At 38.4% G+C, this 15,115-nt stretch carries 16 protein-coding genes, 1 riboswitch and 1 other annotated feature; of the genes, 1 reads left to right on the forward strand and 15 read right to left on the reverse strand.

The annotated features are described in order from the left end of the window. Nucleotides 1-2 precede the first annotated feature (2 nt). The 11 genes from nirB to nrdR all read right to left on the reverse strand — a co-directional run bounded on the left by nirB (nucleotide 3) and on the right by nrdR (nucleotide 11,822). Complete coding sequence (gene nirB / locus QNJ52_RS04520; protein ID WP_219492461.1) at nucleotides 3-2,405, reverse strand: nitrite reductase large subunit NirB; 2,403 nt, start codon at nucleotides 2,403-2,405, stop codon at nucleotides 3-5. 27 nt (nucleotides 2,406-2,432) lie between these two features. Then, nucleotides 2,433-2,858 carry a precorrin-2 dehydrogenase/sirohydrochlorin ferrochelatase family protein gene (locus QNJ52_RS04525; protein ID WP_219492465.1) on the reverse strand — a complete coding sequence of 142 codons (426 nt, stop codon included), beginning with the start codon at nucleotides 2,856-2,858 and terminating at the stop codon, nucleotides 2,433-2,435. After that, on the reverse strand, nucleotides 2,839-3,570 hold the full coding sequence (locus QNJ52_RS04530; RefSeq protein ID WP_219492469.1) for a sirohydrochlorin chelatase: 732 nt from the start codon (nucleotides 3,568-3,570) through the stop codon (nucleotides 2,839-2,841). The genes QNJ52_RS04525 and QNJ52_RS04530 overlap by 20 nt, the downstream gene beginning before the upstream one ends. Before the next feature lie 166 nt (nucleotides 3,571-3,736). After that, entirely contained in the window at nucleotides 3,737-4,093 is a 357-nt protein-coding gene (gene rplT / locus QNJ52_RS04535) for a 50S ribosomal protein L20 (protein ID WP_219492472.1), read from the reverse strand. Between the two features lie 27 nt (nucleotides 4,094-4,120). Continuing rightward, nucleotides 4,121-4,321, reverse strand: a complete 201-nt coding sequence (gene rpmI, locus QNJ52_RS04540) for a 50S ribosomal protein L35 (protein ID WP_012657249.1) — start codon at nucleotides 4,319-4,321, stop codon at nucleotides 4,121-4,123. A 12-nt stretch (nucleotides 4,322-4,333) separates the two neighbouring features. Beyond that, nucleotides 4,334-4,870, reverse strand: coding sequence for a translation initiation factor IF-3 (infC, locus tag QNJ52_RS04545; protein ID WP_219492475.1), 537 nt, complete (start codon nucleotides 4,868-4,870; stop codon nucleotides 4,334-4,336). An 18-nt stretch (nucleotides 4,871-4,888) separates the two neighbouring features. After that, nucleotides 4,889-5,013: a sequence feature (ribosomal protein L20 leader region), on the reverse strand. Between the two features lie 31 nt (nucleotides 5,014-5,044). Beyond that, nucleotides 5,045-6,490 carry an amino acid permease gene (locus QNJ52_RS04550; protein ID WP_241427518.1) on the reverse strand — a complete coding sequence of 482 codons (1,446 nt, stop codon included), beginning with the start codon at nucleotides 6,488-6,490 and terminating at the stop codon, nucleotides 5,045-5,047. Between the two features lie 125 nt (nucleotides 6,491-6,615). Continuing rightward, a riboswitch (Lysine riboswitch) is annotated at nucleotides 6,616-6,789 on the reverse strand. 52 nt (nucleotides 6,790-6,841) lie between these two features. Then, complete coding sequence (gene thrS, locus QNJ52_RS04555) at nucleotides 6,842-8,770, reverse strand: threonine--tRNA ligase (RefSeq protein WP_283721987.1); 1,929 nt, start codon at nucleotides 8,768-8,770, stop codon at nucleotides 6,842-6,844. A gap of 318 nt (nucleotides 8,771-9,088) precedes the next feature. Next, on the reverse strand, nucleotides 9,089-10,009 hold the full coding sequence (dnaI, locus tag QNJ52_RS04560) for a primosomal protein DnaI (protein ID WP_219494840.1): 921 nt from the start codon (nucleotides 10,007-10,009) through the stop codon (nucleotides 9,089-9,091). After that, the gene (locus QNJ52_RS04565; RefSeq protein WP_101140222.1) at nucleotides 10,009-11,349 is read right to left on the reverse strand and encodes a replicative helicase loading/DNA remodeling protein DnaB; all 1,341 of its coding nucleotides are present in this window, start codon (nucleotides 11,347-11,349) and stop codon (nucleotides 10,009-10,011) included. Before QNJ52_RS04565 ends, dnaI begins: the two co-directional genes overlap by 1 nt. An 8-nt stretch (nucleotides 11,350-11,357) precedes the next feature. Continuing rightward, nucleotides 11,358-11,822, reverse strand: coding sequence for a transcriptional regulator NrdR (gene nrdR, locus QNJ52_RS04570; RefSeq protein WP_101140221.1), 465 nt, complete (start codon nucleotides 11,820-11,822; stop codon nucleotides 11,358-11,360). A 123-nt stretch (nucleotides 11,823-11,945) separates the two neighbouring features. Between nrdR and QNJ52_RS04575 the strand changes: the two genes are divergently transcribed. After that, the gene (locus tag QNJ52_RS04575; protein ID WP_283721988.1) at nucleotides 11,946-12,662 is read left to right on the forward strand and encodes an SGNH/GDSL hydrolase family protein; all 717 of its coding nucleotides are present in this window, start codon (nucleotides 11,946-11,948) and stop codon (nucleotides 12,660-12,662) included. A gap of 19 nt (nucleotides 12,663-12,681) precedes the next feature. Here the strand turns inward: QNJ52_RS04575 and QNJ52_RS04580 are convergent, their stop codons facing one another. From QNJ52_RS04580 to coaE, 4 genes are all read right to left on the reverse strand, one after another. Beyond that, a complete protein-coding gene (locus QNJ52_RS04580; RefSeq protein WP_219494841.1) occupies nucleotides 12,682-12,996 on the reverse strand; it encodes a DMT family transporter in 315 nt (104 codons plus the stop codon). Further along, nucleotides 12,996-13,316, reverse strand: coding sequence for a DMT family transporter (locus QNJ52_RS04585; RefSeq protein ID WP_219492483.1), 321 nt, complete (start codon nucleotides 13,314-13,316; stop codon nucleotides 12,996-12,998). Before QNJ52_RS04585 ends, QNJ52_RS04580 begins: the two co-directional genes overlap by 1 nt. 80 nt (nucleotides 13,317-13,396) lie before the next feature. Next, entirely contained in the window at nucleotides 13,397-14,407 is a 1,011-nt protein-coding gene (locus tag QNJ52_RS04590) for a glyceraldehyde-3-phosphate dehydrogenase (protein ID WP_219492486.1), read from the reverse strand. Between the two features lie 119 nt (nucleotides 14,408-14,526). Continuing rightward, nucleotides 14,527-15,111 carry a dephospho-CoA kinase gene (gene coaE / locus QNJ52_RS04595; RefSeq protein WP_241427443.1) on the reverse strand — a complete coding sequence of 195 codons (585 nt, stop codon included), beginning with the start codon at nucleotides 15,109-15,111 and terminating at the stop codon, nucleotides 14,527-14,529. Nucleotides 15,112-15,115: the final 4 nt, after the last annotated feature.

The following is a 15,115-nucleotide window of genomic DNA, read 5'->3' on the forward strand; positions in this document are numbered from 1 at the left end:
GACTATACGCGCTCCACTTCATACATTTTTCGTTTCTCTTCATCTGATGCAATTGCTTTCCATGGTTCTTCCTGACGTGCTTTATTAGCATCCATCAAACGATCGTATAATTCCTGTTGTTTCGCTTCATCCAGCAGTACTTCTTTCACCTTGTCGAAACCTAAGCGCTCCATCCACGGTGCAGTACGTTCAGCGTAAATTCCTGTTTCACGGTAGTATTGCATCATCGCGCCACATAAACGTACAACTTCATCTTCAGTTGCTACTGTCGTAAGTAACGTTGCAGCTTTAACTTCTGTACCACCATTACCACCAACAAAGATCTGGAAGCCATTCTCGACACCGATAACACCGAAATCTTTCACACCAGATTCTACACAGCTACGTGGACAGCCTGATACCCCAATCTTAAATTTATGCGGTGTATCAATATATTCAAATGTTGACTCGAGACGAATTGCAAGTTGCGTCGTTAACTGTGTACCGAATCGACAGAATTCTTTACCGACACATGATTTAACAGAACGTAGTTTTTTACCGTATGCAGATGCCGAACGCATACCTAGATCTTCCCATACTTGAGGCAATTCCTCTTTCTTAATACCATATAGACCGATGCGTTGTGCACCAGTGATCTTCACTAATGGCACATCATATTTCTTCGCCACTTCACCTAATTTAATTAACTGATCAGGATTCGTTACTCCACCCTGCATCTGTGGAATAACTGAGAAAGTACCATCATTTTGAATGTTTGCATGGAAACGTTCATTTGCATAGCGCGAGTCTTTTTCATCTTCATGTTCATGTGGCCAGCACATATTTAAGTAGTAGTTGACTGCAGGACGACATTTCGGACATCCACCTAAGTTTTTAAATCCTAATACGTGACGAACTTCTTTAGATGTCTTTAATCCTTTTGCACGAATTTGTGTCACAATCTGATCACGCGAAAGATCAGTACAACCACATATTCCAGCCGGTCCCCCTGCTTCAAATTTATCTCCTAAAGTAAAGCTAAGTAAATCAGCGATTTGACCTTTACATTTACCACATGATCCACCCGCTTTAGTATGCGCTGTAACTTCACCAACCGTCGTCAATCCTTTTTCATGTACAGCTTTAACGATCTGCCCTTTAGATATACCGTTACATCCACAAATTGTTTCATCGTCTGCCATCGTTTCCACACTGATTGCATCAACTTCACCAGCTTTATGCAGTAATGACACTAATGTAAATTCTTCGATTGCTTCTTCTTTTTTCATCATATTGTAGAAGCGGTTACCTTCTTCGGTATCACCGTACAGTACTGCTCCTACAACTTTACCTTCTTCTACATACACTTTTTTATAGACATTATCTAAACCGTTGTACACTTCAATACCGCGTGTCTTTTCACCTTCATAAATCTTACCCGCAGAGAATAAGTCACAACCAGATACTTTAAGTGAAGTAAATGTAGTTGAACCGTGATATCCATCTGTTGGATTGCCAGTAATGTGGTCAGCTAATACTTTCCCTTGTTCGTAAAGTGGCGCTACTAAGCCATAAACTTTTGCGTTATGCTCAACACATTCACCAACTGCGTATATATCTGGGTCACTTGTCTGCATAAAGTCATTAACAACGATACCACGACCGATTTCAAGTTCAGCGGCACGTGCTTGCTTTGTTACGGGACGAATACCAACAGCCATAACAACTAAATCCGTTTCAATTACTGAACCGTCACTTAAACGGATTGCTTCAACGCGTTCTTTACCGATAATTTCCTGTGTATTCCCTTGTAATTTAAATTTCATACCTTGTTTCTCTAAATCTGCTTTCAACATTTCTCCAGCTTTACGGTCTAGCTGCATTTCCATTAACCATTCGCCTAAATGTACAACAGTAACATCCATGCCCTGGTCAAGCAATCCACGCGCACATTCTAATCCAAGCAATCCACCACCGATTACGACAGCTTTTTTGTAATGACGCGCCTGCTCAATGATGTATTCTGTATCTTTAATCGTTCTCCAGCCGATTACACCTTCAAGTTTCACACCATCAATCGGTAACATGAAGGCAGTAGAACCTGTTGCAATGATGAGTTTATCATATGAAACTGTAATTCCCTTTTTCGTTGTTACTCTCTTATTTGTTCTGTCGATTGATTCAGCTTTATCATCATTGATTAATGTGATGCCTTGTTCTTTATACCATTCATAATCATTTAGAATTGTTTCCTGAACATCCATCTTCTTCTGTAAAATATTTGACAGCATAATACGATTATAGTTCGGATATGGTTCTTCACCGATAACTGTAATTTCAAATAGATCTGGATTACGCTCCAAAATTTCTTCGATCGTACGTATTCCTGCCATACCATTACCAATCATCACTAATTTTTGTTTCATATTTTTTCTCCTCTTCAATTCAATGGTTTATTTTAATAACGCTTTAATTTTATGTTTAAGTGCTTTACTTTTCTCTGGACTTACACCTTCGCTTGAAATCATAATACGCATATCCTCATGCTTGAAAGACGCTACATTAAAGAAGTTTGAGTTACTCTTATTTGAGCAATCATTAACAAGCTGATTATCATATACACATTCCATCACCTGCTTATTGACATCGTCATCATTTGTTGTAATAAACACGATGTCATATTGACTGATGTCCTGCTTTATAAATGGATGTTGGATGCATGCAACATCCATGCGCTCTATTTCAGCATCTATCTCTGGTGCTATGACAGTGATATGTGCCCCTTCACCTTGTAAACCATTTACTTTGCGCTTTGCAATTCTGCCTCCACCAACAATAAGAATATTTTTCCCTTCTAAATTAAGCATGACCGGATACATGGGTACACTCCTCAAGCGCTTTGAGCTTATTTAATACGCCTTGAGCCATATTAAAATCTAAATCTAATGTTTCAGTAAAAGAAATATCATATCCCGCTTCAATGAATGGCTGACTTAGTCTTTTAATCTTGTGCACGAGATGACCATCGAATAAGAAATACGGCATAATTACAATCTTCTGATGCTTATCCATCGTCTTTAGTTTTTCTTCAAGACTTAAATTACCATATAACATTGCCGGAACTAGCGTCTGGTCTGTCGATTGCTGCATTACTTGTACCATAGCAGTAAGACGCTCATCGGGTTCAGTAAATCTTTTGTTACCATGGGCTGTAATCAAAATTGTTTCGTCGCTAAACTCAGAGAGGATGCGCTCACACACCTGGTACACGCTCGGTTCATCACCGAAACAGTCGGCAATGCGATATGTTATGTAAGGAAAGTCCTTCAACACTTCATCAAGCTGTTCTGGAATATCTTCTCTTGCATGCATCGCCGGAAATAAGAGCATCGGCATCACCAATAATTCTGTAACACCAAGTGCTATCATACGACGTGTAACAATGGGTACATTCTCAGCATCTTTTTCCAGAAAAGCTAGCTGTTGCACTCTCTCGGGACGCTTAGAAATAATATGGTCAATAAATGCTCTAAAGCGCTCATTTTTATCCGGCATCTTTGATCCATGTGCAATATATATGATTCCTTTCATAGGTGTCCACCTCTTTATTAGATATATTTTTATTATAGCTTAATTAGTTGTGAATATGTTCACATAAGTAGATGAATAGGGATTTCCCTATATAATTTATTTTGCAAGAAAAAACAAAAAAACCGTTCAATGATGAAATATCATCATTGAACGGTTTTAATTACTATTATTTTAAAGCTGCTTTCGCTTGGTTTACTATCTCAGCAAATGCTTTTTCGTCAGAGATAGCGATCTCTGATAACATTTTACGGTTAACATCAATGCCAGCAACTTTTAATCCGTTCATTAAACGGCTGTAGCTGATATCGTGTTGACGTGCTGCTGCATTGATACGTGCGATCCATAATTTACGGAATTCACGTTTCTTTTGACGACGGTCACGGTATGCATATTGACCTGACTTCATTACTTGTTGTTTTGCTACTTTATATAATGTATGTTTAGAACCAAAGTAACCTTTAGCTAATTTGATCGTTTTTTTACGACGGGCGCGTGTTACTGTTCCACCTTTAACTCGTGGCATTATAATTCCTCCTTAAAATTCCTATTATTATTTTACGTACGTTAACATTTGTGCTACGCGTTTTTGGTCACCTTTAGAAACTAAAGATGCTTTACGTAATCCACGTTTTTGTTTTGTTGATTTGTTAGCAAATAAATGTGAAGTGTAAGCTCTTGAACGTTTTAATTTCCCTGAACCAGTTCTTTTAACACGTTTTGCTCCACCACGGTGAGTTTTCATTTTAGGCATGTTTTTATCCTCCTAGTTTTGTTTTTTATCGACGATAGGCGCTAACATTAAGAACATTGAGCGTCCATCCATCTTTGGTTTTTGTTCAACAGTCGCAAGATCTTTACATTCTTCTGCAAATTTCTCTAATACACGCTGACCGAATTCTTTGTGCGTAATGGCACGTCCACGGAAACGAATAGATACTTTGACTTTATCTTCTTTCTCTAAGAACTTACGTGCATTCTTAAGTTTCGTATTAAAGTCATGATCTTCGATTGTAGGACTTAAACGAATTTCTTTAACCGTAACAACTTTCTGCTTTTTGCGTGCTTCTTTATCTTTCTTCTGCTGCTCAAACTTGAACTTACCGTAATCCATAATTTTGGCAACGGGTGGTTTAGCGTTTGGTGCAACAAGAACAACATCAAGATTTACGCGTTCTGCAATTTCGATTGCTTCAAACTTAGTTTTAACACCGAGTTGTTCACCATCATGTCCAATTAAACGTAATTCCTTCGCGCGAATTTTGTCATTGATTTGAGTTTGATCTTTAGCTATGGTTGACACCTCCTATATGATTTACGAAGACAAACAAAAAAGCGAATGCATTATGCACCCGCTAAAAAATAGACATGTCTAACCATGTTATTTAACCCTGTAACTGCTATTGCGTCTTCAGGGCGAGAAGCGGGATGCTTCTACTTGTCCGTTTCGTATTCAACAGACTTAATAATAACAGGGTTATGCATCAATGTCAACATCTATTTTTTCATATTTACTCATATCTGTATCTTGTGATAAATCAACTTTTTCTAATGGGATCTTCTTTGTTTTATATCTCAGTTTATGATAGAAGAAAAATACTAAGAAAATAGGAATTCCCATATATGTAATCATAAAGCCATTCATGTCAAAGTTTCTATTTATAATCAGGTCCGTATCCTGACCAATAATTACAAAGAGACATAGTATGAATGCAAAGATTGGACCGAATGGGAACCACATTGCTTTATACTTCAATACTGATAAATCTTTGTTCTGCGCATAAAATGCACGACGGAATCTATAATGACTAATAGCGATACCGAGCCAGGCGATAAAGCCAGTTAATCCACTTGCCGCAACGATATATTCATATGCACCACTGGCCACACGTTCAACTAAGAAGATAATCAGCACAACTATGAAGGTCGCTAATAAACTCGGAATCGGAACCCCTTTCTGATTGGTCTCAGAAAATTTACGGGATGCTAATCCGTCTTTACCCATCGCGTATAACATACGTGTTGAAGCATACATACCACTGTTACCCGCTGAGAGAATTGACGTTAAGATAACAGCATTCATAAATGACGCTGCAAACGCAAGTCCAGCATTTTCAAAAACTAATGTAAATGGCGACTTCGCAACACTGTCTCCTCCCATTAAGTTCGGATTTGTGTAAGGAATGATTAAACCAATGACTAGAATAGATAAAACATAGAAAATTAATATTCTCCAGAATACTTGTTTGATTGCTTTTGGAATCGTTTTTTCTGGTTCTTCAGACTCACCTGCAGTAATTCCTACAAGCTCTGTACCTTGGAAACTAAAGCCTGCAACTAAAAATACACCAAGAATCGTTAAGAAGCTTCCGGTTAATCCATGACCTAGAAACGGTGCTTCACCAGTCGTGAAATTTTTGAACCCTAAATACTCTCCTCCGATTATTCCGAAGATTGTCAGTACACCAATCCCTAAAAATAAGATAACTGTTACTACTTTAACAATCGCGAACCAATACTCACTTTCACCATATACGCGCACTGATAATGTGTTCAAAAATAAAATGATGGCTAAAAAGACTAAACTCCATGCCCAGCCTGGTAAGAAGTCCATCGGTGCCCAGTATTTAATTACACTTGCAGCAATACTCACATCCGCCGCTACAGTAATCACCCAGTTAAACCAATAGTTCCAGCCTAATGCAAATCCAAGTGACGGATCAACGAATCGTGTTGCATAAGTTGAAAAACTTCCTGAAATCGGAAGATACGTTGCCATTTCTCCAAGTGATGTCATTAAGAAGAAGACCATAATTCCGATAATTGTAAATGCAAGTAACGCCCCACCGGGTCCAGCATCACGGATAGCTCCTCCACTGGTCATAAATAATCCTGTACCAATACATCCACCGATGGCAATCATAGATATATGACGCTGCTTCAATTTTCTTTGTACTTGATTTGTACTTTCTGACAAAGTAATAACTTCCCTTCTATAAATAAAAATGGATGCACACAATTGTATGCATCCATAAATGATTCTTCTTACCATTTAGTAGCGCATCACAATATGTGTGACAGTCTGTTACTTATTCAGTAACAGCCCAGAATTTAAGCTCATACACTTAGCTTCTTCGGCATCGTTTCCTTTCTACTGGTTTCAATTACGTGTATGACGTATCCATCAGTATACTCTTAAACAATGCGACCTCTACCTCAACGAGGAATATTAAGTTAATGATAAATATACATTACTTATCATAATTTTTCAAGCTTATTTTTTTAGACGAATCTCATCTACAATAGACCAGATGAAATCATCACGATCGATTGTCTTAGATTCTTTCTTACCATATTGACGAACGTTCACTTCATTATGCTCAATTTCTTTATCTCCTACAACAATCTGATAAGGAACTTTATGCATCTGAGCTTCACGAATCTTGTATCCCATCTTTTCTTCGCGGTCATCGATATGACAACGGACACCTTGTGATTTCAGTTCATCATAGAGTTTACGCGCGTAGTCATAATGTACCTCATTTGAAACTGGGATAATCTCAAGCTGATTAGGCGCTAACCATAATGGATAGGCTCCTTTATACTCCTCAGTTAAGAAAGCAACGAAGCGCTCCATCGTAGAGATCACACCACGGTGGATTACTACTGGACGATGTTTCTCACCATCACTACCGATATATTCCAGATCAAATCGTTCTGGTAATAAGAAATCCAGCTGTACAGTTGAAAGTGTCTCCTCTTTACCTAAAGCTGTTTTAACCTGTACATCTAATTTAGGACCATAGAATGCGGCTTCTCCTGGCGCCTCCTCATAATCCAGTCCCATTTCATCTACCGCTTCTTTAAGCATCAATTGTGCACGTTCCCACATTTCATCATCCTGGAAGTACTTTTCAGTATCTTCTGGATCACGATAACTTAGACGGAACTTATAGTCTTGGAACTTAAAGTCTTTATACACATCGATAACAAGCTGAACGACGCGAATAAATTCTTCTTTAATCTGGTCAGGACGAACGAATATATGCGCATCATTCAATGTCATACCACGCACACGCTGTAACCCGCTTACCGCTCCACTCGCTTCATAGCGATGCATCATACCAAGTTCTGCGATACGTATTGGTAATTCACGATATGAATGTGGTTTATTCTTGTATACCATCATATGGTGTGGACAGTTCATCGGGCGTAGTACAAGCGCTTCGTTGTCCATTTCCATCGGAGGGAACATATCTTCTTGATAATGATCCCAGTGACCACTCGTCTTATACAGATCAACCGATCCCATAATCGGTGTGTATACATGATCATAACCAAGTGCAACTTCTTTATCCACGATATAACGCTCTAATTCACGTCGAATTGTTGCACCATTTGGTAACCATAACGGTAAACCTGCACCTACAAGCTGATTTGTTGTAAAGAGCTCCAGCTCCTTACCGATTTTACGATGATCACGTTCTTTGCGTTCTTCAAGAATCTTCAGATGTGCTTTCAGCGCTTTTTTATCGAAGAATGCAGTACCATAAATACGCTGCAGCATCTTGTTATCTGCATCACCTCTCCAATACGCACCAGCAGTTGATAATAGCTTGAATTCTTTTATCTTAGCAGTTGAAGGCACATGCACACCTCGACAAAGATCTGTAAACTCTCCTTGCGAATAGATAGTGACATTCTCATCTTCAGGGATTGCATCGATTAGTTCCTGTTTGTATGGATCATCAGCGAAAATCTTCTTCGCTTCTTCACGACTGACAACACGTCTCTCAATCTTGATATTCTCTCCGACAATTTGTCGCATCGTCTTTTCAATTTCAGGTAGGTCTTCACTAGAGATCTTATGCTCTGTATCGATATCATAGTAGAAACCTTCTTCAATAACAGGACCTACACCGAAATGCACATTACCATACATACGCTTTAGCGCTTGAGCCATTAAATGGGCAGTTGAATGACGTAATACTTCAATACCTTCAGGAGACTCAGGCGTGATGATTTCGATGTCTCCATCTGTTTCAAGTGCTGTTGATAAATCAACCATTTGTCCATTAAATTTTCCTGCTAAAGCTTTCTTCTTTAAACCAGGACTGATTGAACCTGCAATATCTTCAGTTGTAACGCCAGCCTCAAAACTTTTTACATTACCATCTGGAAATTTAATATTAATTTCACTCATTCAAAACGCCTCACTTTTTTATTTTATTTTAAACAACAAAAAGACCCCATCCCAAAAGGGACGAAGTCTATTCGCGGTACCACCCTAATTACTGATTGCTCAGCAACTCTACATAAGATAACGGTCTTGAGCCGGATAGCGATTAACTATCATGAACATAAGGGAGTAACAAATGATCTTAAATGCTGATTCTCACCACCATCAGCTCTCTATAAATTAAGGAATCATCGTCTTATCCTTATGATGTTATTCATATAGACGAACATTTCTGTTGTTTGTTACCTAATATTATACACATATTGTCGGGATTTTCAAATTTTATTTTTCACGTCTATAGTTTTTACCTGATAACATATAAGCATCACTTAATGTCTCGATGCGCTCCATAATACGCATTGCTTTCGTCTGTTCAGCACCATGCTTTGTCATTGATAAATGATGAGATAATTCTTTGAAATCGAAATTTGAACTAAAGAATGTCGGCATATTGTTCATCATACGGTGGTTGAGAATAGGTCCAAGCACTTCATCACGTACCCATGGCGTCAAATCTTCTGCACCGATATCATCCAGCATAAGTACAGGCGTATTTTTCACACGGTTAAGCCGTTCGTTATATGTACCATCACTGAAGCCATTTTTAAGTTCTCGAATAAACTCAGGAAAATACAGGAGCGTCGTATAAATATAGCGTTCCTTCAGTTCGTTGGCAATCGCACCCAGTATAAACGACTTACCTGTGCCGAAAGGACCGTGAATATACATCCCTTTCGTATCATTACCTCTTGCGATATCACGACAAATGATGTTTGCTTGACGCACGATATCGATACGCGTTTTATCATCTAAATGTATCTGTGCAAGCTTTGCATTTAGTACGTCCTTCGGCATGTGGATTGCAGTAATAAACTGTTTCATCTTCTGAGCTTCATCATGAGCGAGTTTAGATGGACAAGGGAGGTGCTTAATCTTAATTTTATTGTTTTCAACATACAGTTCAGGCGTATGTCCTGGTACAAAGTTCTTACACTTACTGTAAGATTCGCATGCATCGCACATCTTTGAAGAATCTTTATATTCTTGTAGTACAGATAAATCATTATCGATCATCTTATCTGTTATGTGATTCTCTTTAATAAACTGCTTAATATCAGGTTCTTTAATCGTTTCTTCTTTTATTGCCTCAATACGTTTAAATATATCGCTGTTCGTATGCAGTATCGAACCCATATGTTTCATCATTTATCCTCCTCCCATGATTGATTTAATTCTTCTAATAACTTCTGTCTTTCCTTTTCCAGGTCAATATTATCTGTATCCTCTTTAACTGCTGGCTGTTGTTCTTCAAGCAGCCATTTCGGTGTCAGTTCTCTTTGCACCGTATTATTCTTTTTATAGTGATTTGCTTTATTATACAATTTCTCCTGCTTCTTCTGTTCAAATGACTTCACATACTTGTAGGCTGCTTCACTGTTCGATAGCTTCTGTTTCTTCCAGTTTGAAGCAATCTCTTCGATATAACTCTGCGGCAGTTTCATATCATTTGTAAACATGACATACTGCAATAATATATTCATTACACCAAATGGCAGTTGCTCGCGTTCTAATATTGATTCAATCATACGCTTTTGTTTAATTGTCGGTTCAGACTTACTAAATGAAGTAAGCATATCTATCGGACTTGTCGTGTCCATCAATTCAAACCAGGTCAGTTTCGTTTCTGGCGCGTCATCTTTTACCTGCTGAGGTGTTAACTGCGGTAATTGGCCGTCATGTTCAATCTGATAGAAGTCCCGGGCATTCTTACGTAAATCTTCATGTGAAATTTGCTGGTCACTCGTCAGTGATTTCAAAATGATGCCGCGCATATCATGTGCTGCGATATCGTACAGTGTCGCTAGCTGAACAATTAAGTTACGCGTCGCTTTCGGCAGTTGACTTTTCGTGATTAAATTCTGTGCGAGCAGCATCTCCAGTAAATCAAAATCAAACGTATGCTGGTGAACGGGTATTCCGAGCGATTCATGCTGCTTTACCAGATATTCATTTCCTTCAAAAATAGCCTTTTCCGGAGATTTCGGTGTACCAAATACATCCATGTACTTACTTGACACATCTTGATAACCGTCCAGATTTAACGTTTCATTACAGAACCTTGACTTTAGCTGCTGATATCTCGGCTTACCTACTTGCTGGAACAAGAATACAGAGAGCATTGGATCATTAAAGAACTGAGATGGCATGACGGGTGCAATGAGTTTATAGACAAACTTCTGATTATCTTCAATACGCATATATGTTTTCAGTAGTCCAATTGCTTCTAAACGTTTACGTATTACTTCAAAGTGCGCTAAGTTCATCTTTAATTCACTTAAAATAACATAATGATTGATGACGTCGCTTGTCTGATCATAACCTGTGAGAAACTGACGCATAAACTGATAGACGCCAATACATTCAACTCCGATTAGGGGTGTATATAATGTAGTTAGTACATCTTCAGTAACTTGTGTTGCAACATAGTTGCTGATAACGATAAACTCATCGGTTCCATTCAATTCAGTAAAATAACGCTCCATCTTTGCACCTACTTTTTATTCTTTTCATTGAGTATATCACTCATCGTACGGAGCAACTGATCGACGTCTTTAAATTCTTTGTAGACAGAGGCAAAGCGTACGTAAGACACTTGATCCAGTTGCATCAGGTGCTCCATTACAATTTCACCGATATCGACAGATGAAATTTCAGACTGCCCTTTTTCTCTTAATGCATTCTCCACTGCATCCGTAATCTGTTCGAGAGATTCGTACGGAACAGGACGCTTTTCACATGCACGCACAAGACCATGTACAATTTTATCACGATTAAAGGCTTGTCTTGTTCCATCTTTTTTCACGACAATCAAAGGCTGTAGTTCTATGCGTTCAAACGTTGTGAAACGTGTACCACACTGTTCACATTCACGACGTCTTCTGATCGCATTCATATCGTCTGCATGTCTTGAATCAACGACCTTCGATTGATTAAAGCTGCATTTTGGACATTTCAAGACACTCACCTCATTTATATTTATTTCTCAATTATACATTATCATGTTTATTTACTAAACATTTAAGTTTACACTTGCTACAATTGGATAATCTACCAATAAACCAAAGAAAGGAATGAACAAATGAGACCTCATTATATTCATCTGTCAAAACGAGAAGAAGGAAACCCTGTAAATAAGCTGAGAGAAAGTTTCAACCACAGAAATGAAACGATTCTTTACCTTAAAGATCCGGTCGGCATTGTATTCATCGGAGATTCCATTACAGATTACTGGGACCTTGATAGCTATTTCGCGTTACATAATGGTAAACGTATTATTAACCGCGGTATCGGTAATGATCGTTCTCAGTGGGTACGCGAACGTTTTGTTGCGGATGCCATTCAGCTGAAACCTGACTGGATTGTATTAGCCATCGGTATCAATAACACGAAAGAACTTGATGATGATCAAACTGAAGCCAACCAGATACACATCAAGACACGTATTTTAGAAGATATTGAAGCAATGGTTATTATGGCTAAAGCCAAGAATATTAATATTGCTGTAGCAACACTCACTTCAACGAATCGTCCACAGCTCGACGGATTTATTACGCGTTCTAAACTTGTTAAGGCAATCAACCTGGAAATAGTTCGGCTGTGCATAAAACATGATGCACAATTTATTGATTACTACACAATGATGACTGAAACTAAAGAAGGTATCGACTACTTACGCAATGAACTTACTGATGACGGTCTCCACCCTCACGTACTCGGTTATGATAGGATGGCGGACACGCTCGTAAAGACATTGCCATATCCAATACAATTGAAAACTAATAAAAAGGAGAAATAGGTATCATACCTGTTTCTCCTTAATTTAATAATTTAAGTCCAATGGTACACCCTAGTATAATCGCGATACATAATATTCTAAGCGGATGTCTTGATTCATTGTAAAAGATAATGCCGAGCAATGTCCCGCCAACAGCACCGATACCAGTCCATATCGCGTATGCTGTACTCATCGTAATCCCTGCTAAAGATAAGGACAGGAAGTAAAGACTAATTCCAAACGTAATAACCAGCAATAAAATATAGAGACGCTTACCAGACTTACTGTACATATTCATCCATAATACGCCGAGCATCTCACACAATCCTGCAATGATAAGAAATATCCAGTACATCATACGCTCTCCTCCTCAGTAGCAACCTTTAAGCCGATAACACCTATGATAAGCATTGTAATCAGCACTACTTTCGGCCAGCCAAATGGCACTTCATACACCGCTACATCAACAATCGTGACAAGCGTCGCACCAAGTCCGACGAATATCGCATAAGCTGTGCCCACAGGTAAATATTTAGTTGCATTTAGCAATAAATAAAAACTGCATGTCACACTCACTAGAGTGAGTATCCATTCGACCGCACTGTCTGCGTGTGCAAGTCCTATAACCCATCCTGTCTCAAACAGTGCTGCAATTATTAATTTTATCCAGTTCATAAATACCTCCTTGATTCAACACCTACCTAACATAACATAAAACGCCGCCCAATTAAATTGGACGGCGTTATTCAAGGAAACTATTTATTTAACTGTTCACCCATTAATCCTGCAAGTTCTACAACGCGAGTAGAGTAACCCCATTCGTTGTCATACCATGATAATACTTTAACCTTTGAACCTTCCATAACGATCGTTGAGAGCCCATCTACGATAGAGCTATGTGGATTCGTATTGAAATCCACTGATACTAACGGCTCGTATGTTACATCTAAGATGCCTTTAAGTTCATTATCAGCTGCATCTTTAAATGCTTTATTTAATTCTTCGACTGTGACTTCTTTTTCTAAATCTACAACTAAGTCGACTAACGAAACATTCGTTGTTGGTACACGTAACGCCATTCCATGAAGTTTACCTTGTAGTTCCGGTAATACTAGAGACAATGCTTTTGCAGCCCCTGTAGAAGTTGGAATAATACTTTGGGCACATGCACGGGCACGACGTAAATCTTTATGTGGGTTATCTAAATTCTTCTGGTCATTCGTATATGCATGAACTGTCGTCATTAAACCATTCTTAATACCGAATTTATCATTCAATACTTTAGCAACTGGTGCTAGACAGTTTGTTGTACATGAAGCGTTCGAAATAACATCATATTTCTCAACATCTAACTGTGCACAGTTCACTCCACGCACGATGGTCTGAACATTACCTTTACCCGGAGCAGTAAGTAGTACTTTCTTAGCGCCAGCTTTAATATGTGCAGCAGCTTTCTCTGCATCGTTAAACTTACCAGTCGCTTCGATAACGATATCAATATTCATATCTTTCCATGGTAATAATTCCGGATTACGTTCAGATACGAGTTCAATCTTCTTACCATCCACAAGTAAACCATTTTCAGTTGGTTCAATATCAAGTTCAAACTTACCATGAGTAGTATCATATTTCGTTAAATGAGCTAATGTTTCAGGCGGGTAGCTCGCATTGATTGCTACTACCTCTAAATTATCATCTAATAATGCTGCACGAAATACCATTCTGCCAATTCTTCCTAGCCCATTAATCGCTACTCTTGTTTTCATTAAATAATCTCCCCTTCAAAGTGTTATACTAATACTTAGAAATAGTATAACACAATGAAAGCGCTTGTGAAGAGCATTTTCTGCAAATTAAAAAATTTGAATTTTTCGAAAATTTATATCTATTTATAGTGTTTGATTAACGTATCTAACTGTTGATATAGTGCCTCTAAATCACGACAATTATCAATGACGATATCCGCTTTATTTCGCTTTTCATCCATCGACATCTGACTACTGATACGTGCATCTGCTTCTGACTCTGAAAGTTCATTTCGTTTCATCAGACGCATTTTTTGTATATCGTATGACACATATACAACCCATACTTCATCGATAGTATGTTCGAGCTTATTTTCATATAAAAGTGGTATATCCATAACTACCACCTTGCCTTCGGAAAGTGCGGCAGCTTTCTCTTCATCCATCAGACGTCGTACGATTGGGTGAACAATTTGATTTAAATTATCACGCTGTGCCTTATCGTTAAAGATGATCGTACCTAGTGCTTTACGATTTAATGTCCCATCTTCATTCAGCACTCCTGGAAATGTTTCAGCAACTCTTCTTAATCCTTCGGTTCCTTTTTCTACAGCCTGCCTTGCCGCAATATCTGCATCAATTACAGCGAATCCATTCTCTTTCAGATAATTTGCTACTGTTGACTTACCACTGGCAATACCACCTGTTAAACCTATAACTGTCATAGCT

It is taken from the genome of Macrococcus sp. S115 (assembly GCF_030067655.1).
GTDB lineage: Bacteria > Bacillota > Bacilli > Staphylococcales > Staphylococcaceae > Macrococcoides > Macrococcoides psychrotolerans.